This is a genomic window from Bacillus sp. 16GRE42 (assembly GCF_019837435.1).
Taxonomy (GTDB): Bacteria; Bacillota; Bacilli; order Bacillales; family Bacillaceae_G; genus Bacillus_A; species Bacillus_A wiedmannii.
The window spans coordinates 674,999-700,056 of the sequence record NZ_JADAXF010000002.1 but is presented as its reverse complement, the minus strand read 5'-3'; the positions used below and the strand labels follow the sequence as shown (position 1 = coordinate 700,056).

The window sequence follows — 25,058 nt, the reverse complement described above, 5'->3', positions numbered from 1 at the left end:
GTGGGGGATACCCACTTTCTATTTTTATTTACGTGAAAAACCTTCTTCATCAAGGTATTCCGCAGCTTCTGGATAAGAGTTGAATGTACCGTCTAAGTTTACACCAGCGTACACGTTCCACATATCATCCTCTGAGATAAGAGTAAGGATATGACCGTCTTCGTTATGCCATTCTTCTTCTTTTGCAGGTTCTGCAGGAATTACTACTTCTTCTTGTGAAAGTAATTCAATTGATTGCTCGATTACTGAGCGTAATTCATCTGCTGAAAATTCGCGGATGTTAATCATACCTTTATCATCCGTTTTGTAACCTTTAATACCACTTGCATATACAAAGCCGTTTCCATTTGGATGTAAGTGATAAACAACGTTCTTTTTATCTAAACGACTTTCTTCGAAGTGAAAGTTCACGCGTTTTAATGATACGTTTTTTCTTTCTAATTCAGGGAAAGATTCAATAATCGATAATTTTTCTTCAAAAGTTAGCATAGTGCCTCCAAATATATAATAAAAGATTTAATTTATCTATTATAGCATAGTTATAATAGTTTCCAAAGATGTGATGGGAGCTTACAATTGAATGCGTTTACGTCACGATACTGTAAAAAGTGGACTAACGAATGTATCTTTTTAGGTGTACAATGGAAAATGGACTTAATGTGAAGGTGGTTATTTATATGTTTCAAAAAATAGCAAAGGAATGTTTAGCTGGTTTTACTGTTGCGATTGTTGCGTTGCCACTTGCCATTGCATTTGGTATTGCTGCAACGGGAACGTCTGAGGGAGCACTAGTCGGATTGTATGGTGCGATTTTTGCAGGTTTATTTGCGGCGTTATTTGGTGGTACACCTGGGCAGGTAACTGGGCCAACTGGACCGATTACGGTTATTGCAACAGGGGTTATTGCGACGCACGGGTTAGAGGCGAGTTTTATAGCCTTTATGATGGCGGGACTGTTTCAAGTTTTATTCGGTGTATGTAAGCTTGGCTCTTACGTTCGATACATTCCGTATCCTGTCGTTTCAGGATTTATGAACGGTATTGCATTGATTATTATTTTAGGTGAAATGAAGCATGTGCAAAATAGTTTTCTACTCGTAGTATTAACGATTATTGTAATGATTGTTTCTGGAAAATGGATTAAGGCCATTCCGTCTAGTTTAGTTGCATTAGTCGGTGTAACTGCTTTGCTTCCTTTATTTTCTTCTGCGTTAGAAGGGCTTTCAGTGAAGTTACCGATTATTGGAAATCTGTCATTAAATAAGGTGATTGAAAAGATTGGAATGATTCCAGAAGCGATGCCGACGCTTCATATTCCAACTTTAAGTGGAACAGGGATCGCAGAACTTATTTTACCAGCGCTTAGTATTGCTTTATTAGGATCGATTGACTCGTTGTTGACATCGGTCGTAATGGATAATGTGACAGGTACACGTCATAAAAGTAATAAAGAACTGGTCGGACAAGGTATCGGTAATATGATGAGCGGGTTGTTTGGCGGATTAGCAGGGGCAGGGGCGACTGTACGGTCTATCGTTAATATAAGAAGCGGTGGTAAAACGGCGCTTTCAGCATCTATGCATAGTGTTATATTATTTATTTTCATTATGGGACTAGGCTCGGTCGTACAATACATTCCGCTTGCTGTATTATCAGGTATTTTAATTTTAACTGGTATTGGCATGTTTGATTGGGAAAGCATGAAGAAAATGCATGTAGCACCAAAAGGTGATGTCATTGTTATGCTTGTAACGATGGTTGTCACAGTGAAGTTTGATTTAATGATCGCTGTTGCATTCGGTATTATTCTTTCGTTCCTTATATACATGGTGAAATGTAAAGAACGTAAAGCTTCTATTGTAAAAGAAAAGGAAGGGACGTATAAAATTAAAGGTCCACTTTCTTTCCTAACAGTGGATCGTGTTTTTCATACTTTACAAGACGTAAAGTCTCCAGTTGTTTTACGTATGAAAGATGTACGCTATATGGATGTATCAGGAGCTATGGCGTTGTTAACCTTTGTTGAGCAGTCGGATAAAGCGGGCGCTAGTGTGACGCTGGAACATGTACATCCGCATGTTGAAAAGACGATAGTGACGTTGGCGAGTAATGAGCAGAAAGATAAATTACAGTTTGTAAAAGCTGAGGTTATATAAGGAAATGCCCTCTTATGAGGGTGTTTTTTTATCGCATTTAATATCTCTATATAGAGATATTTTGAGATTATTGACATTTATTAATCTTAGCAGTATAGTAACATCTTAGATTAGCAATGTGCTATTATAAGAAAGTATATGAATTTTGAGATTCCTTTATATTCAGAAGGAAGAGCTTTAAGCTGGAGGGAATATTTGATGTACAAACAGTTACCACATGGAGTGAAGATCGGAATTACGCGATCAATTGTTGTTTCTTTTGAGAAGTATATGAAAGAAATTGAATGGAATGAAGAAAAATTTGATATGCAGCAATTTGTTGAACAGTGGAAACAATATTTATACACAAAATCAACTTGGATTAATAAAGTAGACGAAGAGTTGAAAGGACATCCAGATTTCCATCAAGCATTAGCGATGAAAGTGAATGAAAAAATTAACGAGTTTATTAATGAAAAACCGAGTGAAGAGCAAGTAGAGCATTTAAAGAGGCATGAAATGCAACACGCAGATGAAATGTGCAAATTAGAAGCTGAATATCATATTGAACGTTTATTAGTAACGAAGTAAATTTTACATAAAGAATAAGCCTGTCCAAGGAGGTGTGATGACCATCTTTTTGAACAGGCTTTTTGTATGAAAAAGAATAAGAGAGGCTGCTTTGGAAGCAGCCTCTCTTATTAGTCTTGTGGTACAAACGCTTTCCAAGAAGATAGATCCATATCTTCTTTTAATATAGATGAAGCAGGGAAGACAAATGACCACGGTTTTGTAGTGTTCGCTTTAATTTCAAGATTCGGTAATGTGAAAGCACCTTTCACAACAACTGCACCAGAAGCATCTTCAATATGAAGAGGAAGCTGCTCTAGTTGAATGTTGTCTTTGCAACCGTTACGAATAAGAAGTGTTGTATGTAAATCACCGTTTTCTTTTCTTGCAGCTTGCAGACCTAGGAAGTTAATTTCACCATCATTTGGAGGTGTTAAATTGTCTACGAAATTACGTAAAGCTTCTTTGCTTGCTTCAGGTAACTGAGCTTCCCAAGATGGGTCTAAATCTAATGCATGCTTACTTTCAAGTTCAAACGCTAATTCCCAATCTGTTTGCGATAATTCGGCATCTGTAATTGTTTCTTGCTCAAATGTAAAGATGAATGGCATATTTACATTTGCAGGAATATCTCCTAATGCAGAAAGGTTAAATGTTTTGCGGGCACATAGTTTCTTCTCTTTATTTAGAAGAATTAATGTAACCTCTTCGAAAGAAATTGGTTTCGGAACAGTGCTACGAATAAATACAGCTACGTCATAACCATTATCACGTTTTTCAATCTCAATTCCAGATAAAGAAATTTGATATTCTTGTAAACGTGTTAGTTCTTTATGTAAAAATTGATAAATGTATTTTTGTTCTTGTGCTACTGCACCCCAGCTTGGGTGGAAGTAAAGCGTTGGTTTAACAGTTTTATTTTCAGTATTTGTTTCTTCTTGTCCGAATAATTGATTACTAGAGACAGTCGTATCTTTTCCGCTTTTCTTAGCTCTTTTTAGGAATGATAACATTATCTTTCACCTCGTTATTGTACGTTTTCAGGAACACCTAAATGTCTTGCAACATAGCGGCACATTTCTTTTTCGAAATTACCATATGTGTATAAAAAGATATCTAAACCTTCTTTTTGATACAGACGAGTAGGGTCTTCTTGTTGATATTGTCTTAGCCCGATGCCTTCTTTTAGGTGGGTCATCGCATCTAAGTGATTTACCCAGTTCTGATCTAGGAAATGAAGGGCAACATATCGTAGCGACTGCTGTAAATCAGTATGGCTATTTAGTTCATTTACGCGCTCTTTATAAAGAGATAATGTTTCTTTCAAAACGGATTGTAAATCTTCCGGTGAATGTACATTATTCGCTGATAGTGATGGCATATTTGTTACTGGTAAAATTTCGTTTATATTTTCTGTTAAACGAGCGAAATCCCATTCTTCCGGAAGCATACCTTCTAAAAGATATTGCTTAGAAATGGCTTCTACAGCATGATTAATCATTGGAATAGTAATTTCAATCATATTTATATCTTCCTGTAACAAGTTATTACGTAATTTATAAATAACGTTACGTTGGTCATTTATTACATCATCTAACTTTAAATTGTACTCACGCATTGAGAAATGGCTACCTTCACAAATTAATTGTGTACGGTTCACGAAGTCATGAACTTTAGAAGTTAGAATAAGTCCTGTTTCATTTGTTTTCAGTGATTTATTTAATTTCTCGACTTCTTCTTGTGCGAAACGTTTTAGCATTTCATCTTCTAAAGAAAGGAAGAACTGAGAGCTACCTGGATCTCCTTGACGACCAGCACGACCTTTTAGCTGATTGTCAACGCGTCTTGATTCATGGCGTTCTGTTCCAATTACATGTAATCCACCAATTTCATGGACACCCTCACCTAGTAAAATATCAGTACCTCGTCCGGCCATATTCGTTGCAATTGTAATTTGTCCTTTTTGTCCAGCTGTTGCGATTAAATCGGCTTCTTGTTCTGCACTTTTTGCATTTAATAATTGATATGTAATATGCGCTTCATCTAAGTAACGAGCAACGGTTTCTGATTGTAAAATAGACATTGTCCCAATTAAAATCGGGCGTCCTTGTTTATTGTGTTTTAGAACATCTTCACGTACAGCTTTATATTTAGCATCGGCTGTTACGTACACGACGTCATTTTTGTCTTCACGAATGATAGGACGGTTTGTCGGAATCGGCATAACTTCCATGTTATATACACGGTTAAATTCTTTTTCTTCTGTTTTTGCTGTACCTGTCATACCAGATAATGCTGGATACATACGGAAGAAGTTTTGAATTGTAATGGACGCTTGTGTTTGGTTTTCTTCTGTGATTTCTAAACCTTCTTTCGCTTCAAGAGCTTGGTGTAAACCGTCACTTAAAGAGCGGCCATCCATAACGCGGCCCGTGAAAATATCTACAAGTAGAATTTTTTCATCATGTACAATATAATCAACATCACATTGGAAAGCGACATGAGCTCGTAATGCTTGAATCATATAATGATATAAAGTTTGATGTTCTAAATCATATAGGTTATCGATATCAAATAAATCTTCTATTTTTGTAATACCGTCTTCTGTAAAACTAGCAGATTTCGTTTCTGCATCGTACGTGTAATGAAGAGTATCCTGGAATGATTTAATAACTTTTGCACATAAATAGTGTAAATCAGAGCTGCTTGATTGCTTACCAGCGATAATAAGAGGCGTCTTCGCTTCATCAATTAAAACGCTATCAATCTCATCGATAATAGCAAAATGGTAGGGACGTTGTACCTGCTCATTTTTTGAAGCGGCCATATTATCACGTAGATAGTCAAAGCCAAATTCTGTTCCAATACCATATGTAATATCAGCTTCGTAAGCAAGTTTCTTTTCGGTAGGATCAATTTGAGGAATATTCAATCCAACCTTTAAACCTAGAAATTCATGCACTTGGCCGATTAATTCTTTATCTCGCTTTGCTAAATAGTCGTTTACAGTAATAACGTGAACGCCTTTTCCTTCAAGAGCACGTACGTATGTTGGAAGAGAAGAAACTAATGTTTTTCCTTCGCCAGTTGGCATCTCTGCAATATTACCTTCTAATAGTACAAGGCCACCAATTAACTGCACATCGTAGTGACGTAATCCAAGTACACGCTTTGCAGCTTCACGTACAACAGCGAACGCCTCTACTTTTATATCATCCACTGTTTTTCCATCGTGTAGCATGTTTTTAAATGTGATAGTTTTATGACGTAAGTCTTCATCAGATAAATCAGATAGTTTTTCTTCTAGATTATTAATTGCTTGAACAAGTTGTTCATATTTTTTTAGTTTTCTCTTTTGAGAATCTCCTAACAGTTTTTTTACCGAATTCAGCATGTTGTAAACACTCCTCTTACTGACAATAGCTACATTATAGCACATGTTTATCCTGAATAAGTAGAAGTAGTAAATTGAAGAAAAAACTGGATAAAAATAAGGTGTTATTACATATTATATATTTAAAAGCCATAAAGAAAGAGAGTATTCAATGTATAATAAATTTGGTATGATAGCTAAATGAGATAAAGTGAAATTTTTCTAAAAAGAGAAGAATATAGTTATCTCGTTTTATGATGTAATATGTATGGAAATTATATATTGAAAGAAAAGAGCTAGAAGATGAATAATAAGTTTGTGAAAGGCGCTGCGATTTTAACGATTACAACGTTTCTATCGAAAGTGTTGGGAAGTTTTTTTCAAATCCCATTACAAAATATAGCAGGAGATGAAGTGCTTGGGATTTTTCGCCTTGTTTTTCCTGTATATATGATAGCTTTAACTTTATCAGTAGCGGGAGTACCGCTAGCTATATCACAGTTAATCGCTGAACTTCATGAGAAGAATGATAAAGATGGGATTGCCAAACTATTTACGTCAGCATCTATTATTGGAGTAATATTTGGGGTGCTTGGATTTTCGGTTATTATGATTGGATCAAGTATGTTTGCAAATATGCTTGGTGGACAAGATACGAGACTCCCATTAATTGTCACTTCGTTTGCTTTATTAATCGCACCATATATGGCGGTATATCGAGGGTATTTCCAAGGTTTTGGAGATATGATTCCTACCGGGGTGTCACAAGTAATTGAGCAGTTCATTCGTGTTTTCTTTATGTTAGCAATTGCATTCTTATTCGTATCTTGGAATAAAGATAGTGATGTTATAACAGGCGGTGCAATGATTGGTTCTTGCCTTGGGGTAATTACGTCACTTATCTATTTGAGATTGAAGTATGTAAAAAGTATATATCGTTATAAAAGTAATACATATTCACTGCAAGACTTTAAAGAAAATGCAAAAAAAATACTTCGGGTCTCGATTCCAATTGCGATTGGAGCATTATCGATGCCGTTGTTAAATTTAGTTGATTCTGTAACGATTCCACATATGCTACATGAATCCACTACAACGATTCAAGAACAATTTGGTATATATAGTCGTGGTTTTGCGTTTACTCAATTAATTGTCGTGTTTGCAAGCGCGATGGTATTTCCGTTAATCCCGTTGTTAACTGCTGCATTAACAAAGAAAGATATAGCGTTAGCAAAACACACAATTGAACGAACAAATGAGCTTGCTCATATTTTAACAACGCCGATAACAATCTGGCTCATGGCACTTACAGTCCCGTTAAATGTTGGGTTGTTTACAGATGCTAAAGGGAGCGGCATGTTAGCTATTTTAATTGGTAGTTCGTATTTCACATCACTTATGGTATTATCAATAGGAATTTTGCAAGGAATTAACCGTTCTAAGCAAGCGGCGTGGATAGTTGTTGGAGCGAGTTTTGTAAAAGTCATATTAAATATAGTACTCGTAAGTCAATTTGGCATAACTGGTGCGGCTTATAGTACACTTATCATATATATCATGATTTGTATCGTAAATTATATATACATTCGAAAAGAATTGCCTTATTCGATTCGAATGGGGAGATTTTTTGCTGTAATTGGAGTATCTAGTATAGTAGGTATAGGATTATATTTCGCATCTACTGTAATAAATGTGTTAGATTCTAGACTTATTGCAGTAATATATAGTGGTTTAGCATTTTGTGTGGCCTTGTTCATATATGGCATATGCGCATTAAAGTTGAACTGGATATCCAAAAAGCAAATTCCATTTTTACGTAAGTAAATTTGTCTATAAATGAGTATGTCTATGTATATGTTTGTGAAAGAAATCAATTTGAAGTTATCCAACTTTTCTTATTAAAGAGTTGATAGCAATTTGTTGAATGACAAAAAGTTGATTGCGAAATGTTGGAGGAGATTAAGAGTGCGGTTAGTTTTATCAGGATATTATGGTTTTTATAATGTTGGGGACGAAGCAATTTTGCAATCAATTATTAAAGCGCTACATGAAGAGGATCCTACTCTTGAGCTTGTTGTACTTTCGAATGACCCCGACTATACAAGAAAAATGTACGGTGTAGAGGCAGTAAATCGCTGGGATATAAGAGCAATTTATAAGGAAATAAAGAAAAGTAACGGTTTAATTAGCGGAGGGGGAAGTCTCCTTCAAGATAAAACGAGTATTAAAAGCATTTTGTACTATACAGGTATTATGCGGATTGCTCGCTTTTTGAAGAAGCCGTATTATATTTATGCGCAAGGAATTGGTCCAATTACGAAAAGACAAAATCGTTTATTAGTGAAATGGCAAGTATCAAAAGCGGCATATATATCAGTTCGTGATGAAGATTCATTTTTGTATTTAAAAGAAATGGGTATTAAGAAAGATATCGAACTAGTTCCAGATCCAGTATTGGCATGTCAACCAGAAGGAATGAAGTCGGATTGGCTGCGAAAACATTCAATTCAAGGGAAAGTAATTGCAGTTAGTGTGAGGTATTGGGACGCGAAAGAAGATTATATGAAGAAGCTAGCAGATACGCTGAAAAAATTTAAGCGTGAAGGATATCATATTTTATTCGTACCAATGCATGGACCATTTGATCAAAATGCATCACGCGATATTATTAACTTAATGGGAGAAGAAGCCCATATGCTTCCGTATAAGCTGGATATCTATGAGAAAATTTCAATTTTGTCGGAATGTTCACTTCTAATAGGTATGAGACTTCATGCGCTTATATTATCAGCGGTTGCTAATATTCCTATGGTCGGTATTTCATATGATCCAAAGATCGATTCATTTTTACAACAAGTAAATCAGCCGATTATCGGAAACGTAGATGGTGACTGGACGGCTGAAACTTTGTATAACGTGGCAACGAAACAACTAGAACAAAAAGAATATGTACAAGCAACATTGGAACAAAGAGTAGAAGAATTGCGAGAACAAATTTCAACAGCGTCTCGCTACATCATAAGTGACTTGAATTCAAAAGAGTTCGAAAAAAGAGGAATGTAATCTTAACTTAAGAGGACATCCTCTTTTTTTATTATTTGAAAAATAGAAAATGTCGAAAGAAAAGAAATGTTTGTAGAAAAATGTCGAATTTTACAAGTAATTTGAAACCTATGCTCATAAAAAAAGAAGTTTGAGAGATAAGATGTATGTTTAATAATCCTAACATTATCATATAGAGAATATTAGGATTTGGTGTTTTACTTGGTAAATTATAAGAAAATAGGTTTGGTAATTTTGAAAAATGAGAAGGTAAGAAAAGTGTCGAATTATATAAAAATAAGCTGTCGATTAATGTCGTAATATCTTTATAGTTAAATATTGAAATTGGAATTGTTTTTCTGTTATAGTTGTAAATGGTTATAAGAAGATTGTTGAAAATGTAATTCTGACACGTTTTACTATTTGTTTAAAATATTCTGATTTTGTGATCTGAGTTTTTTAAAATGAAAGTCGAAAAAACGCCCGTTTAGAATTGTGAAAATTCACTTTTTTGTCGAATTTGAGATTTTAAATTGGATGAAAAGAGTGTATGATTTCTTTATGATTCCGTAATACAGGATATTCTATTATTCTGTACAAAGAATACGTTAACCACATTTATATCTACTAGTTTCAAAAATAAATAGAATATCTATTTAAAAACTTATGGAACTAGTATTACATTCCTAAGGAGGAAATATATAAAATGGCAAAGACTAACTCTTACAAAAAAGTAATCGCTGGTACAATGACAGCAGCAATGGTAGCAGGTGTTGTTTCTCCAGTAGCAGCAGCAGGAAAATCATTCCCAGACGTTCAACCTGGTTCTTGGAGTGCAGAGTACATTGATTATTTAGTAGCAAAAAAAGCAATCGAAGGTAAACCAGACGGAACATTCGCTCCAACTGAAGCAATTGATCGTGCTTCTGCAGCGAAAATTATGGCAATTACATTAGGTTTAGACGTTAAAGAGGGTGCAAAACCATCTTTCAAAGATGCTCAAGATTCATGGGCTGCTAAATATATCGCAGCTGTTGAAAAAGCTGGTGTAATTCAAGGGGATGAAACTGGTAAGTTTAATCCAAACAACCAAATTAATCGTGCTTCTATGGCAACAATGATCGTAAAAGCATACAAATTAGATGGTAAAGTAAGCGGACAATTAGAAACTAAATTCTCTGATTTAAAAGATCACTGGGGTGAAAAAGCTGCTAACATCTTAGTTGCTTTAGATATCACTAATGGTACTGGTAATGGTTGGGAGCCAGATAAATCTGTAACTCGTGCAGAAGCTGCTAAATTTATTGCTAAGACTGACATGCAGTTCGGACAAAAAGCAGAAGCTAAAGTTGAGTCTATTAAAGCAATCAATGCTAAAGAGATCGAAGTTAAATTCGGTACTGAAGTTAAAGATGTAACTGCTGCAAACTTTGCAGTTGTAGAAGGTTCAAAAGAACTTGATATTGAAAAAGTTGAGTTAAGCAAAGATAAAAAATCAGCAACTATTACATTAAAAAATGCACTTGTAAATAAACAAGCTTATGTTGCACATGTTAAAGATGTTAAATCTGTAGATGGAAAAGACATTCCAAAAGCATTAGAAGTAATTTTCTTTAACGATGAAGTAGCTCCAACTGTATCTACAGTATCTACTCCAGACGGAAATGTTAAAGTAGTATTCAGTGAAAAGTTAAGTGCAGATGAAGTAACTGTTGTTATTAACGGTACGAAATTCACAGCTGCTCCTGTAGACAATACAGTTACATTAACAAAAGCTGATGTTGCATCTGTAGTTAAAAACGGTGAAGCGTTTAACGTAATCGTAACTGGTGCTAAAGATTTAGTTGGTAACACAATGGAAATGTATGAAGGTAAAGCTACTTATAAAGTAGAAAAAGATGTTACAGCTCCAGAAGTTAAAGAAGTTAAAGTAAAAGAACTTGCTGAAGGCGTAGCTACATTAGAAGTTACATTCTCAGAAGAACTTTCTGCAGAAGGTAAAGTAGTAGTTAAAAAAGGTAATAAAGTAGTAGAAGGTACTACAATTGCTCTTGATCAAGATACTACAAAAGCAATTGTTACAGTACCAGGAGCTCTTACAGAGAAAGAAACAGCTGCAAACATTACAGTTGAATTTGTTGGCTACAAAGATGCAGCTAACAATGTAGGTACTAAAGTAACTAAAGAAGTAAAAGTTACAAAAGATGTTGTAGCTCCTAACTTCGTAAAAGTTGAAGCTAATGAAAATAAAGCAGCAACACTTACTTTCGATAAAGATGTAACTGCGCAAGAAGGAAAACTTCGTGTAATTAACTTAGATACAAGTAAAGATGTAACTAAAGAAGTAGCTGTTGCTCCAGTTGAGGATAATAAAAAAGCTATCACTTTAACATTCCCAGAAAAGGGTAACTATAAAGTTGCTGCTACAAAAGGATTTGTAAAAGATACAGCTGGTAATGAATCTGCAGCATTTACTAAAGAAGTAAAAGTTGTAGAGAAAAAAGAAGAAGGTAAAAAAGATGAAGTAGCACCAAAAGCAACTAAAGTTGAGCGTGTTGCAGATAGCAAAACTAAGTTTACAGTAACATTTGATAAAGAAGTAAAAGGTGGCCAAGGCACTGATTCAGCTGCTAATGTAAACAACTACACATTAGCTGGTGCTAAATTACCAGAAGGTACTTTAATCGTTGTTAATGCTGATGGAAAATCAGTAACAATTGAATTACCAGAAACATTCACTTTCGAAAAAACAGAAACAGTGAAATTTACAGTAGCTAACGTTGCAAATAAAGACGGAGTAAAAATGGGTACAACAAACTTATTAGTAAATGTTGTAGATACAAAAGCTCCTGAATTCAAATCGGCTAAAATTACAAAAGTTGATGCTAAAGAAATCACTTTAACATTCTCTGAAGCTGTAAACATTGATACAAATGACTTCACAGTTGATTTAAACGGTGTAGCATTAACTGTAGCAAAAGCTGACGAAAAAGCAGAAACTGTAGTTCTTAAAGTAACAGCTCCAGCAGATGTTAACTTAGCAACTGGTACAGTAACAGTAAAAGCTAAAGAACTAGAAAATAATGCTAAATATGAGTTCAAGACTACTGACAAAGCAGGAAATGCACTTGCTGCTTTCAAATCAGTAACAGCAACTCGCTAATTGAAATTTATTTCAATGAAAAGAGTCCACAATATGTGGGCTCTTTTTTTGTCTGATTTTTTATATAAAAAGAGATATGAAAAGTAGATCATATTTTGCAAATTAGTAGTTCGTTTTATTGAGAAACAAATCGAAAACGTTTTCAAAAATAGAAGAATACCTCATCGATATGTAAATTATTTGTAAATTAAAACCTTTTTTTGTTAAAAAATCATTCGAAAAGAAGAAGAAAATGTCGAAATACAATATTTTTAGTCGGATGTAGTCTGAAAATTGTATTTATTGTAAAAAATAATTAAGTGATGAAGTGGAAATATATGCTATAATTCCAATTGTGTATTCGATATGAAAAATATACGAAGCGCAGTGAGGGTGGTTTATAGGAAAACAGTTTGTTCATTTCTATATTTGAGTATTATTAATATAATAATGATACAATTAAAAGACTGAAATATCAGAATATGTCGAATCTTCTTTTGAGAAAGTTCTTGATAACGAATGTTTTTGTATAGTATGATGAACTTGTTTCAGAAAATGGTATTTAAACCTTATATTTACATCTAGCGGTTTGTATCATTTTGTTATGTGAACTACTTTTCATTATAGTATTTTTGTTTGTGTTTTTATTGTTTTATGGTTTTTCTAACTAGCTAGTTTCAAATTTAATATGATATGAAACTAGTAGCATATTCCTGAAGGAGGAAATTTATAAAATGGCAAAGACTAACTCTTACAAAAAAGTAATCGCAGGTACAATGACAGCAGCAATGGTAGCAGGTGTTGTATCTCCAGTAGCAGCAGCAGGTAAATCATTCCCAGACGTTCCAGCTGGTCATTGGGGATTAGATTCTATCAATTACTTAGTAGATAAAGGTGCAATCGAAGGTAAGCCAGATGGTACATACGCTCCAGCTGAAGAAATTGACCGTGCTTCTGCTGCGAAAATTATGGCAATTACATTAGGTTTAAAAGTTGAAGAGGGTGCACAACCATCTTTCAAAGATGCTAAAAATCATTGGGCTTCTAAATACATTGCAGCTGTTGAAAAAGCGGGTGTTGTTAGAGGTGATGGTAAAGAAAACTTCTCTCCAGATAAAAAGATTGACCGTGCTTCTTTCGCTTCTATGATAGTAGGTGCTTATAACTTAAAAGATAAAGTTAACGGCGAGTTAGTTACAAAATTTGAAGATTTATTAGATCATTGGGGTGAAGAAAAAGCAAACATCCTAATCAATCTTGGACTTTCTGAAGGAACAGGCGGAAACAAATGGGAGCCAAATAAATCTGTATCTCGTGCAGAAGCAGCTAAATTTATCGCAGTAGCAGATAAAAAATATGGCAAAAAAGATAATGCACAAGCATATGTAACTGATGTGAAAATTTCTGAACCAGCGAAATTAACATTAACAGGAACTGGTTTAGATAAGCTTGCTGCTGCTGATGTAACTCTTGAAGGAGACAAAGCTGTTGCAATCGAAGCAAGTGCTGACGGTACTTCTGCAGTTGTAACACTTGGTGGTAAAGTAGCTCCAAATAAAGATCTTACTGTAAAAGTGAAAAATCAATCATTCGTAACGAAATTCGTATACGAAGTGAAAAAATTAGCAGTTGAAAAACTTACATTTGATGATGATCGTGCTGGTCAAGCAGTTGCCTTCAAATTAAACGAAGAAAAAGGTAACGCTGATGTTGAGTACTTAAACTTAGCAAACCATGACGTCAAATTTGTAGCAAATAACTTAGACGGTTCACCAGCAAACATCTTTGAGGGTGGAAACTCTACTTCTTCTACAGGTAAACTTGGTGTTGGTCTTTCACACGGTGACTATAAAGTAGAAGTACAAGTTACAAAACGTGGTGGTTTAACAGTTTCTAACACTGGTATTATTACAGTGAAAAACCTTGATACACCAGCTTCTGCAATTAAAAACACTGTATTTGCGGTAGATGCAGATAAAAACGGTGTAGTATACGGTAATAAACTTACTGGAAAAGACTTTAAGCTAAATAGCCAAAACTTAGTTGTTGGTGAAAAAGCACAAATTCATAACGTAGTTGCTACAATTGCTGGAGAAGATAAAGTTGTTGATCCAAACTCAATCAGCATTAAATCTTCAAACCACGGTATTATTTCTGTAGTAAACAACTATATTACGGCTGAAGCTGCTGGTGAAGCTACACTTACTATTAAAGTAGGCGACGTTACAAAAGATGTTAAATTTAAAGTAACGACTGATTCTCGTACATTAAAATCAGTAAAAGCTAACCCAGATAAATTACAAGTTGTTCAAAATAAAACATTACCTGTTACATTCGTAACAACTGACCAATATGGCGATCCATTTGGTGCTAACGTAGCTGCAATTAAAGAAGTTCTTCCAAAAACTGGTGTAGTTGCAGAAGGTGGATTAGAAGTAGTAACGACTGACTCTGGTTCAATTGGTACAAAAACTATTGGTGTTACAGGTAACGAAGTAGGAGAAGGTACAGTTCACTTCCAAAATGCTAACGGTGAAACTCTAGGTTCATTATATGTGAACGTAACAGAAGGTAACGTTGCATTCAAAAACTTCGAACTTGTATCTAAAGTAGGTCAATACGGCCAATCACCTGATACAAAACTTGACCTAAATGTTTCTAACACAGTTGCATATCAATTATCTAAGTACACTTCAGATCGCGTATACTCTGATCCTGAAAACTTAGAAGGTTATGTAGTTGAATCTAAAAATCCAGCTGTAGCTGAAGCTAAAATTGTTGGAAATAAAGTTGTTGTTAAAGGTTTAAAACCAGGTAAAGTTGATATCCACTTAACGAAAAATGGTGCAACTGCTGGTAAAGCAACAGTTGAAATCGTTCAAGAGAAGATCGCTATTAAATCTGTAAACTTCAAACCAGTTCAAACAGAAAACTTCGTTGAGAAGAAAATTAATATCGGTACTGTATTAGAACTTGAGAAGAGTAACCAAGATGATATCGTAAAAGGTATTAACTTAACGAAAGATACACAACATAAAGTACGCGTTGTGAAATCTGGTGACGACCAAGGTAAACTTTACCTTGATACAAATGGCAATGCTCACTTCGATTTATTCGATCAAGAGCTTGGTCATGTAACAGTATCTCAAACAAGTGATTCTGCACTTCCAAACTTCAGTGCAGACATCTACAATACTTTAACTACTAAGTACACTGACAAAGGTACATTAGTATTCAAAGTATTAGGTGAGAAAGATGTTCTAACAAGCGAAATCGGTTCACAAGCTGTACACGTGAACGTGCTTAACAACCCAAATCTATAAGTTGATTATAGATAAAATGAAAAATCAGTGGGGATTCATCCCCGCTGATTTTTTTTCATAAATATCGAAAAGAAGCCTCTTGTAAAAATTACAAGAGGCTTCTTTTATTGCTTAAACTTAAACATATCCCCACTCAAATTTGAATCACTATACACGAACAATACCATGTTAATATTGTTGTCTTTCATGTATTGATATACATCTTTTTCGTGATAGTGACGCAGGTCGAGGATAGATGTGTGTTTGAAGTTTTGTGCTAAGTGTGGCACGATTGCGTTTGCGAATGAGTCTTTTAGGACTAAGGCGCGTACTTCATTTGGTGCATTGTTATTTTCGATGACGATTTCTGGATAGTCGTCCGTGTAATAACCTGCGTATGATGTTATATCTTTTTGTTTTTCTACGCCGTATATGTCATCTAAGTTTTGATGAATAGTACCTTTCACATCTTTTGCGGTTACGCTTGTGAAGTTGAAACCGCCTTTCGGTGTGTAGTAGCACAATTTTTCACCAGTTGCATCGATGAGTTGGTATAGTTGGTTGTTGAAGCTTCCGACTAAATGTTTATTTTGCGCACATGTACGATTGTAGTCTTCTTTTTTTATTTCTTTTCCTTTATATATAGAAGATTGTTGCCCGATTGTGTTCATTATATATTGGTAGCCTAAGAAGGCACCGTCCATATTCCAATGATGATCTGTTTTGAAATACATGTCCTGTATTTCTTCGTTCGTATAGTTCTGTTTATAGTGTTCCATCAGTTTTATTGGCTTTACGTCAGCTGGAAGTTTTTTTAGAAAGTAATTTAAATTGTCCTGTGCATAAGTGTGAATATGAGAAGGTAATTTAAATGATAATGCATTCGTTTTTGACGGTGGTAAAGCAAAGTAAAACTCGACGTTTTGTTCTTTTAAAAACTGAGATAAGTCGTTTATAGCGGGCATGGATTGATCAATTTCATTATACTTTTTCGTCCACGCTGGATTTTTAAGGAGCCATTTATCATCAGTCAAAATAATGTCGTTAATGAGAGATTTGCCCATATTAATTTGGGCAATTGTATAGTTTTTAATAAATTCATCTCGTCCGATTAGTTGATCATTTGTGTATGTTTCAAAATCTTTAAAGAAGCTACCAGTTAGGAGAGCTTCTTTCGTCAGTGCTGGTTTTTGAGCGAGCGGCCGATTTTCAACTGGTGAAATGTCTCGGTCTAGTTTGAGTAACGATAATATGCCAAATGAAAAGATAATGGTGAGAAAACCAATTAACAGGATGAGGTTCCCCAATTTTTTCATAATAACTTTTCCTTCCTACATAAGTTAAAACCTGAAATAAATAAATGGATTATATGTTGAGTTAATCAAGTACATAACCGAAATCATAAATAATGTTAGTAATAATATAGGACGTACAAATTGCATTGTGAACATATACGTTTTTGGCGCAAGTTCTAGTATGTTTTTCATTCGTTTTAAAATTGGTGTCGCTGCGATAAAGGCAATGAGAAATACGATAATGTATTCATGTACGTATAACATTGTATTGTCATCGATGAAAGATTGTCTTCCTATGCCGAACATCGCTTTTAAGTATTGGAACGAGTAAGCGAAGTTGTCAGCTCGGAAGAAGACCCAGCCAATCATAACGATTATTAATACGTATGCATGTTGCAGCGGTTTCCATAGTTTGTTTAATATTTTTTCGAATCCAGCTTTTTCAATTGAAATAATAAAGCCGTAATATAAGCCCCAGGCGATAAATGTCCAGCTCGCCCCGTGCCATAAACCAGTTAATCCCCATACGATGAAGAGGTTACGATAATTCGCTAGTTTTGAAACACGGTTTCCGCCGAGCGGGATATATATGTAATCGCGGAACCAAGATCCAAGTGTAATATGCCATCTTCTCCAAAACTCTGAAATAGATTTAGAGATGTATGGGTAGTTGAAGTTTTTCGGGAAATCAAATCCGAACATTTTTCCAAGTCCGATTGCCATATCAGAGTACCCTGAGAAATCGAAATAAATTTGGAGGGTGTAGGCGATAATACCAATCCATGCCGTTCCAACACTTATTTCAGATGGTGGTAAGGCAAATATTTTATCGGCGACAAATCCTACTTGGTTGGCGATTAATATTTTTTTTGCTAGTCCGAGAACGAAAATTTGAATACCTTCTGTGAATCGTTCAAAAGAATGGATGCGCGTTTTAATTTGCTCAGCGACGATATTGTAACGAACAATTGGTCCGGCAATAAGCTGAGGGAAAATAGATATATATAGCGCTAAGTTAAGTGGATTTTTTTGAACATCCCCATCTTTACGGTATATATCGATGACATAGGACATCGCTTGGAATGTATAAAATGAAATTCCGATTGGTAGTGGAATAGGTTCCACATGAATAGATAAATGCAATGATTTGTTTAAAATGTCTGTGAAAAATGAAATATATTTAAAATAAGACAGTAATAAAATATTTCCGACCACAGCCATAATTAAAAATGTGACTTTCATATTTTTTCGTTTATCATAATGATGCACGAGTAGGCCAAAGCAGTAGTTTAATACGATGGAAAAGAGCATTAAAAGAACGAAACGTGGTTCGCCCCATGCATAGAAAATTAAACTAAATGCAAGCAATACGAAATTACGTAGCTCGGCACGCACTATAAAATAGAGAAATAATACGAGAGGTAAAAAGATAAATAAGAAAATCGAACTACTAAATACCAAAGGACTCTCCTCACTTTTTTCGAAATACATTTCGTGCAAAAAAAACCGACATATCTATTATATATTCTTTTATATAATAGTGCCTTTAATATTTTATCATGTTAATAATTCGATTAAAATAATTATTCTATTACTGTAGTAGAAAGAATTAGCACTTTGAATGCTAGAGGCGGTAAAGGGTTGGAATAGAAAGAAGCAGCATCCAGATGGATGCTGCTTCTTTCTATTCTATTTCTAAATCAACAATTAAGTAAGCGAGTATCACAACAAAGAAAATGCTAACGGCTGGTGCTGTTAATACGTGTCCAGACATAAAGCCGATACCGAGCGATAAGACGAGTGTGCTAGCTAGTAGCATATGTTTTACGCTAAATAGTCTCTTGAAGTTTGTGATGATGCGAATGAATATTTTTATACCGAAATAAAGAAGAGGCAATAAGTACATAAGGAATCCAACAATTCCGAATGCGAAGAATAGGTCGTGGAAATCCATTTCGACTAACTTCATTTTCGTTGTGTAGTTACCAGCGTACCCCATTCCAAATAGTTTTTGAGATAGTGGTGCTTCTTTATAGTATTGTTTATATACTTTTAAAAACTTGTCGCGATCACTGTAAATTAAACTTTTCATTTCAGAGTCTGTTAGTTCGCCTTGCTTATGTTCTTCTTCTGTAACTACTTTTCCTTCTTTTCTGTCTTTTTCTTCTTGTACTGATTTTTTGTATTCATATATTTGTAAATGGATGGTCATGTTTTTTGCGATAGGAGTTTGCGGTGTAAGTACGAGTAACCCTCCTAATACGAAAGCAGCAACAACTGTATTTACAAGATATGTGAATCCTTTTCCTTCTTTTTTACGATGTATCATATATTCAATGAATAAGAAGAAAAGGGCGATACCAAGTGTAATAACGATGGCACCATAGCCTACTTTCGTTCCGATCATAATGCTTGCATACATTGCAACTACAGTTGGAATCCAGTAATACGCTTTTGAGAAAGAAGTTGTTTTATGAACTGAGTATAAGACAACGATTGGGAACATAATTGCAAAAATGGAACTTAAATCATTTCCAGCAAAGAACCATCCTCTTGAACCGATCTTTGAGTTCGGATAGCTTGGGAAATCTGTACCAGTTGCCATAGCCGCGATAATTGAAATACTTAAAATTAACGTTGCATATAAGAAATACGTAATGATTTTATGAAATACATATTCGTTATTTTTTAATTCTTTTAGTGCGATAATATATCCAAACAGTAGTACAATTGGATATACACTTTTCAAAATAAATTTCACTTCTTCTCCAAATGAAACTGGAGATTTGACCATTAAATTATTCACAAGGCCAATTGCGAGTACAATGCCAAATAGACATAAATAAAGAATATACTTTTTCGCGCCTTGTTGTTTATGATGAAGAAGTAGATAACCTAATGCAAGAAGCATAAAGGCGAAACGGACTACGATTCCGACTGTTGCGCTCATGTGTAATACATAGATTGAAAAAGATGTTAATAAATCTAAAATTGGTTGAAACACAATGAATAGCAGTAGGAAATGCGGGAAGTAGTTATCCGTCTGTTTGAACTTAGTAACCATATGTTCCTCCATTTCTTCATTCCTTTATTTCAGAACCTCTATATAAATAGGAAGGAGAATGAATTTCTATATTTAATTTTTATATCAGACTTAAGAATACACCATTTCATTGTAATGGTAAATAGATGAAGAGAGGTGATAAACCGACTTTAATTTCTATATTTTTCAACGGAATTGTATGTTTTATACAAGGTCATATACAAATTACGAGATTATTAGACAGAAAATTGAGAAAAAAGAAGGGTTTTTCACCACCTTTCTATAATTATATAAGTATAATCTTTATGTAGAAAAGAGGGGTATATATAATGGAAGTAACAAGTAAAACAGAATCTGTCGTTGTGAAATATGAAGGGCACGTTGCAACGGTTATGGTCAATCGCCCAGAGGTGTTAAATGCATTAGATGAGCCAACATTAAAAGAGTTATTACAAAAATTGAAAGAAGTAGCGGAGAGTTCTGCACACATTGTTGTGTTATGCGGAAGTGGTCGTGGTTTTTCTGCGGGTGGAGATATTAAATCGATGCTTTCAAGTAATGATGAAAGCAAGTTTGATGGCATTATGAATACCATTTCTGAAGTTGTTGTGGCTTTATATACGATGCCGAAGCTTGTTATTAGTGCTATTCATGGACCAACTGCTGGTCTTGGGTTAAGTATTGCGTTAACAGCTGACTATGTGATGGCAGATATATCATCCGTTATTGCGATGAACTTTATTGGAATCGCTTTAATTCCAGATGGTGGTGGCCATTTCTTCCTTCAAAAGCGCGTCGGTGAAAATATGACGAAGCAAATTATTTGGGAAGGAAAGAAATTATCAGCAACAGAAGCGCTTGATATCGGTTTAATTGATGAAGTAATCGGCGAGGATTTCCAAACGGCTGTGAAGCAAAAAATTAGTGAATGGTCACAAAAGCCGATTAAAGCGATGATTCAAACGAAGCAAATTTTATGTGAAGTAAATCGCTCCAATTTAGAACAAACGCTGCAACTTGAAAAGCGCGGCCAATATGCGATGAGACAAACAGCGGATCATAAAGAAGGCATTGCTGCATTTTTAGAAAAACGTTTGCCTGCATTTAAAGGGGAATAAAGTGAAATTTGAATTAATGGTAGTTTTACTGCCGGTTAATTTAAGGTAAAGGGGAGAAAGTGCTAACACATTTTAGTATAATTGTGTTAGCACTTTTTTTTAGGAGTAATATATGAAGAAAATTATCGGTGTTATCGGCATGATTGTAATAGCATATTATGCTTTGCATAGTACACCATCTATGGCTGTGCGAACTGCATTGTTTTTTGAAGGGCATCCAAGCGTTGCGTTTTCTGGCGAAGTGACGAAAGAAAAAAATGTGAAAAAAGAAGCAATTCCAGCTGAGTACGAAACTCTATATGGTAAGGAAGAAGAATTAGAGCACTATTTCTTTCCTCACGTAAGGGCACATGGGTCAGGAATTGATATGCTTAGTGCGTGCGTGAAGAAAAAATGGTTTTTCTATAAAGCAGAGCTCGGATGTTATTAAACATAGGAGGATGAATGATGTCAGCATATAACAAGTTAGTAAGAGATCGTGTTCCAGAGAAGATTTTGATGTCTGGAAAAACATATACAGCACAAAAATTAACAGGACAAGCATACATACAAGCTTTAGCGAAAATTGGAACGGAAGAAATTCGTGAATTTGCTTCTATGAAAGAGCGTGAACATGCGCTAGATTCTCTTGCGGATGCACTGGAAGTGATCATTTCATTAGCGCGTGCAGAAGGTGCAACAATTGAAGATATAGAACGTCTTCGTAAGAAAAAAGAAATAGAGCGCGGTGGATTTGAAAGAGGCATTTATTTGTTGGATGTTTCAGAAGAATAGTTTCGTAGGGAAAGCATAGCGTTAGTGAGTAAAGCTATGCTTTTTTGTTGCAATTAAACTAATAATGAAGAAGATAGCTGTTAATACCCAGCCAATTGTAATAGAAGTAGTAGTGTGAACGGCATAAGAAACTTGTAAACAAAATAATGATGCTAAAAACCAAATGAGTGCAATGTGTATATATTTTTTTGATATATTCATATTTTATAACTCTTTTTGTATACTAAAAAGAATTTTACCGCAATTTAGAAAATTAAGCTATATGAGTAGAGGATTTATAGTAAATTCGGTATACTAAATAATAGAGAAAATGAGGAGGGAACGACAATGGCACATCATACGAAAGAAACGATGGAACTTATTAAGGAGCTTGTCTCTATTCCAAGTCCATCTGGAAATACAGAGAAAATCATTCGTTTTATTGAAAACTATGTAAGTGAGTGGAATGTAGAAACGAAGCGTAACAATAAAGGCGCTCTTATTTTAACGGTAAAAGGGAAAAATGATGCACAGCACCGTTTATTAACGGCACACGTTGATACGTTAGGTGCGATGGTGAAAGAAATTAAGCCTGACGGTCGTCTAAGTCTTTCTATGATTGGCGGATTTCGCTGGAACTCTGTAGAAGGAGAATATTGCGAAATTGAAACATCAAGCGGTAAGACGTATACAGGAACGATTTTAATGCATCAAACATCTGTGCATGTATATAAAGATGCAGGTGAAGCGAAACGAGACGAGAAAAATATTGAGGTTCGTATTGATGAGCGTGTCTTTTCAGCTGATGAAGTACGCGAATTAGGAATTGAAGTAGGAGATTTCGTTTCATTTGACCCGCGCGTTCAAATTACAGAGAGTGGATACATAAAATCACGTCATTTAGATGACAAAGTAAGTGTTGCGATTTTATTAAAATTAATTAAGAGATTACAAGATGAAAACGTAACATTACCATATACAACTCATTTCTTAATTTCTAATAATGAAGAGATTGGATACGGTGGTAACTCTAACATTCCAGAAGAAACGGTTGAGTATTTAGCGGTTGATATGGGAGCGTTAGGTGATGGACAAGCATCTGACGAATATACTGTATCTATTTGTGCAAAAGACTCTAGTGGTCCGTATCATTATGCACTGCGTAAACATTTAGTAGAGCTTGCAAAAACGAACAATATCGAATATAAAGTAGATATTTATCCGTACTACGGATCGGATGCATCAGCTGCGATTCACGCTGGATTTGATGTGAAACATGCATTAATTGGAGCGGGTATTGATTCTTCTCATGCATTTGAGCGTACACATGAAAGTTCGATTGCACATACAGAAGCACTTGTTTATGCATATGTATTATCAGAGATGATTGCAGAATAAGAAAAAAATAGGCTACCTCTAGTAGCCTATTTTTTGTTTGTAGAGAAATCGACTTTATTTTACAATATTAAGAAAGTAGGTTTACTACATAATTCGAGTATTATAAAATGATAGAGGCGCATTAATTTTTTTTGTTCGGATTTATCAAGATTTATATATTAAGATTACGCGTTATTAAAAGATGATTGTTGAGAGGAGTATTATTTTTTATGAAGTATCGTGCAGTCGCGGCAGGTATTTTAGCCGCAAGTTTATTATCGTCTCCAGTAAGTAGTTTCGCAGCAGCGAAGAAGTTTTCAGATGTTCCTACATGGGCGCAAGAATCAGTTAATTATTTAGTAGAAAAAAAAGCGCTTGATGGAAAGCCAGATGGAACGTTTTCTCCATCTGAAGCAGTAGATAGAGGATCAGCTGCAAAAATCATAGCAGTCGTTCTTGGTTTACCGATTGATCCAAAAGCAAAACCATCTTTTAAAGACGCACAGAGCCATTGGGCAGCGCCGTACATTGCTGCAGTGGAAAAAGCAGGTGCAATTAATGGAGATGGTACTGGTAATTTCAATCCATTCGGCAAAATGAACCGTGCATCTATGGCATCTATGTTAGTACAAGCGTACTCATTAGATAAGAAGATTATTGGAGAACTTCCAACACAGTTTAAAGATTTGGAACCTCATTGGGGTAAGAAGCAAGCTAATATTTTAGTAGCTTTAGAGATTTCTAATGGTACGGGAAATGGCTGGAATCCTGAAGGAACTGTAACGCGTGCAGAAACAGCTCAGTTCATTGCAAAGGCTGATAAAGATAAAACAAATACATCAAAAAGAATGTATATGAACAGAAACTTTATTACATATCATCAACCATCATTATCATCTGGTATTACTGACGTTCAGCATAAGCCACAAATGGTTGAAGTGAAAGAGCAAAGAGCAGACGGCTGGTTGAAAATTGTAACAAGTAAAGGCGAGAAGTGGACACCTTTACAAGAAAAAACAGAAACAATTAACCAAGACTTTACTGCATATGAAACAGCTTCACATAGTTCTAAAGTGCTAGGTACATATAATGCACAAACAGTAACGATTATGGAAGAGAGTGGCAGCTGGATTCGTATCCGCGTAGGCGCTGGTTTCCAGTGGGTTGATAAAAATCAATTAAACCCAGTAAAACAAGATAACTTCTTAGAAGGTAAAGCAATTATTATTGATCCAGGTCACGGTGGAATTGACTCGGGTAATCCTGGTTATTATGAGAAAGAAAGTGAAACTGTATTAGATGTATCATTACGATTACAGAAAATATTTGAGCAAAAGGCACCATTTACTGTGATGTTCACTCGTACAGATAATACACGTCCAGGAACAAGTGGTCCTGATTCATTAAAGAAACGTGTAGAATTTGCACAGGAACATAACGGAGATATTTTTGTAAGTATTCATGGTAACGGTACGGATGATAAAAAAGGGCACGGTACAGAAACATTCTATTATGCAGCAGCACCGACAAGATCAACGAATCCATATGTAGAAGACAGTAAGTTATTAGCAAAAAAAATTCAAGACCGTCTTGTAGTAGCACTTGGAACAACAGACCGTGGTGTGAAAAAAGGTGATCTATATGTAATTAGAGAAAATACAATGCCAGCTGTATTAACAGAATTAGCATTTGTAGATAACAAAAGTGATGCAGATAAAATTGCTACAACAAAACAGAGACAAGCTGCAGCGGAAGCGATTTATCAAGGTATTTTAGATTATTACGAAGCAAAGGGTAATAGCGTATCTTCTTTCCGTTAATAAATCAAAAGAGATTGCCAATAGGCAGTCTCTTTTATTTATTAACGTTTCTCTTTATTTCCGGCATGTGATATCATTTAATTTTATA

18 protein-coding genes are annotated in these 25,058 nt (G+C 35.0%); 11 read left to right on the top strand and 7 right to left on the bottom strand.

Features of this window, described 5'->3' with window-relative positions:
• Window positions 1-24 precede the first annotated feature (24 nt).
• A complete protein-coding gene (locus ILS93_RS15920; protein ID WP_064473718.1) occupies window positions 25-489 on the bottom strand; it encodes a hypothetical protein in 465 nt (154 codons plus the stop codon).
• Between the two features lie 188 nt (window positions 490-677).
• On the opposite strand from ILS93_RS15920, the gene ILS93_RS15915 reads away from it, so the two are divergent.
• Complete coding sequence (locus ILS93_RS15915; protein ID WP_064473719.1) at window positions 678-2,156, top strand: SulP family inorganic anion transporter; 1,479 nt, start codon at window positions 678-680, stop codon at window positions 2,154-2,156.
• A 198-nt stretch (window positions 2,157-2,354) separates the two neighbouring features.
• The gene (locus tag ILS93_RS15910) at window positions 2,355-2,726 is read left to right on the top strand and encodes a hypothetical protein (protein WP_064473720.1); all 372 of its coding nucleotides are present in this window, start codon (window positions 2,355-2,357) and stop codon (window positions 2,724-2,726) included.
• A 110-nt stretch (window positions 2,727-2,836) separates the two neighbouring features.
• Here the strand turns inward: ILS93_RS15910 and ILS93_RS15905 are convergent, their stop codons facing one another.
• Window positions 2,837-3,718 (bottom strand): accessory Sec system S-layer assembly protein, encoded by an 882-nt coding sequence (locus ILS93_RS15905; RefSeq protein WP_087979592.1) that lies wholly within the window; start codon window positions 3,716-3,718, stop codon window positions 2,837-2,839.
• Window positions 3,719-3,732: 14 nt separating this feature from the next.
• Window positions 3,733-6,099, bottom strand: coding sequence for an accessory Sec system translocase SecA2 (secA2, locus tag ILS93_RS15900; protein ID WP_222660858.1), 2,367 nt, complete (start codon window positions 6,097-6,099; stop codon window positions 3,733-3,735).
• Window positions 6,100-6,381: 282 nt separating this feature from the next.
• On the opposite strand from secA2, the gene ILS93_RS15895 reads away from it, so the two are divergent.
• From ILS93_RS15895 to ILS93_RS15880, 4 genes are all read left to right on the top strand, one after another.
• A complete protein-coding gene (locus ILS93_RS15895; RefSeq protein WP_064473723.1) occupies window positions 6,382-7,902 on the top strand; it encodes a putative polysaccharide biosynthesis protein in 1,521 nt (506 codons plus the stop codon).
• A gap of 141 nt (window positions 7,903-8,043) precedes the next feature.
• Window positions 8,044-9,141, top strand: coding sequence for a polysaccharide pyruvyl transferase CsaB (gene csaB, locus ILS93_RS15890; protein ID WP_222660855.1), 1,098 nt, complete (start codon window positions 8,044-8,046; stop codon window positions 9,139-9,141).
• Window positions 9,142-9,826: 685 nt separating this feature from the next.
• Window positions 9,827-12,283 carry an S-layer homology domain-containing protein gene (locus ILS93_RS15885; RefSeq protein WP_222660853.1) on the top strand — a complete coding sequence of 819 codons (2,457 nt, stop codon included), beginning with the start codon at window positions 9,827-9,829 and terminating at the stop codon, window positions 12,281-12,283.
• A gap of 713 nt (window positions 12,284-12,996) precedes the next feature.
• Entirely contained in the window at window positions 12,997-15,585 is a 2,589-nt protein-coding gene (locus tag ILS93_RS15880; protein WP_222660851.1) for an S-layer homology domain-containing protein, read from the top strand.
• Between the two features lie 104 nt (window positions 15,586-15,689).
• Here the strand turns inward: ILS93_RS15880 and patB1 are convergent, their stop codons facing one another.
• From patB1 to ILS93_RS15865, 3 genes are all read right to left on the bottom strand, one after another.
• Entirely contained in the window at window positions 15,690-16,880 is a 1,191-nt protein-coding gene (gene patB1, locus ILS93_RS15875) for a secondary cell wall polysaccharide O-acetyltransferase PatB1 (protein WP_222660849.1), read from the bottom strand.
• Between the two features lie 24 nt (window positions 16,881-16,904).
• Window positions 16,905-18,320, bottom strand: a complete 1,416-nt coding sequence (locus ILS93_RS15870; protein WP_222660847.1) for an MBOAT family O-acyltransferase — start codon at window positions 18,318-18,320, stop codon at window positions 16,905-16,907.
• A gap of 223 nt (window positions 18,321-18,543) precedes the next feature.
• Window positions 18,544-19,923: an O-antigen ligase family protein gene (locus tag ILS93_RS15865; RefSeq protein ID WP_222660845.1), complete on the bottom strand. Its 1,380-nt coding sequence runs from the start codon at window positions 19,921-19,923 to the stop codon at window positions 18,544-18,546.
• Window positions 19,924-20,231: 308 nt separating this feature from the next.
• On the opposite strand from ILS93_RS15865, the gene ILS93_RS15860 reads away from it, so the two are divergent.
• The 3 genes from ILS93_RS15860 (at window position 20,232) to ILS93_RS15850 (ending at window position 21,794) form a co-directional block, all read left to right on the top strand.
• A complete protein-coding gene (locus ILS93_RS15860; protein ID WP_222660844.1) occupies window positions 20,232-21,020 on the top strand; it encodes an enoyl-CoA hydratase in 789 nt (262 codons plus the stop codon).
• Window positions 21,021-21,132: 112 nt separating this feature from the next.
• Window positions 21,133-21,450 (top strand): hypothetical protein, encoded by a 318-nt coding sequence (locus ILS93_RS15855; protein WP_222660842.1) that lies wholly within the window; start codon window positions 21,133-21,135, stop codon window positions 21,448-21,450.
• 17 nt (window positions 21,451-21,467) lie between these two features.
• Window positions 21,468-21,794 (top strand): nucleoside triphosphate pyrophosphohydrolase, encoded by a 327-nt coding sequence (locus ILS93_RS15850; protein ID WP_064473732.1) that lies wholly within the window; start codon window positions 21,468-21,470, stop codon window positions 21,792-21,794.
• Window positions 21,795-21,815: 21 nt separating this feature from the next.
• On the opposite strand, the gene ILS93_RS15845 is transcribed toward ILS93_RS15850, so the two are convergent.
• Window positions 21,816-21,995, bottom strand: coding sequence for a hypothetical protein (locus ILS93_RS15845; RefSeq protein ID WP_222660840.1), 180 nt, complete (start codon window positions 21,993-21,995; stop codon window positions 21,816-21,818).
• 126 nt (window positions 21,996-22,121) lie between these two features.
• Here ILS93_RS15845 and ILS93_RS15840 point away from each other — a divergent pair, with 126 nt between their 5' ends.
• A complete protein-coding gene (locus ILS93_RS15840) occupies window positions 22,122-23,171 on the top strand; it encodes a M42 family metallopeptidase (RefSeq protein ID WP_064473733.1) in 1,050 nt (349 codons plus the stop codon).
• A gap of 209 nt (window positions 23,172-23,380) precedes the next feature.
• Window positions 23,381-24,970, top strand: coding sequence for an N-acetylmuramoyl-L-alanine amidase (locus ILS93_RS15835; protein ID WP_222660838.1), 1,590 nt, complete (start codon window positions 23,381-23,383; stop codon window positions 24,968-24,970).
• The last annotated feature ends 88 nt before the right edge of the window (window positions 24,971-25,058 follow it).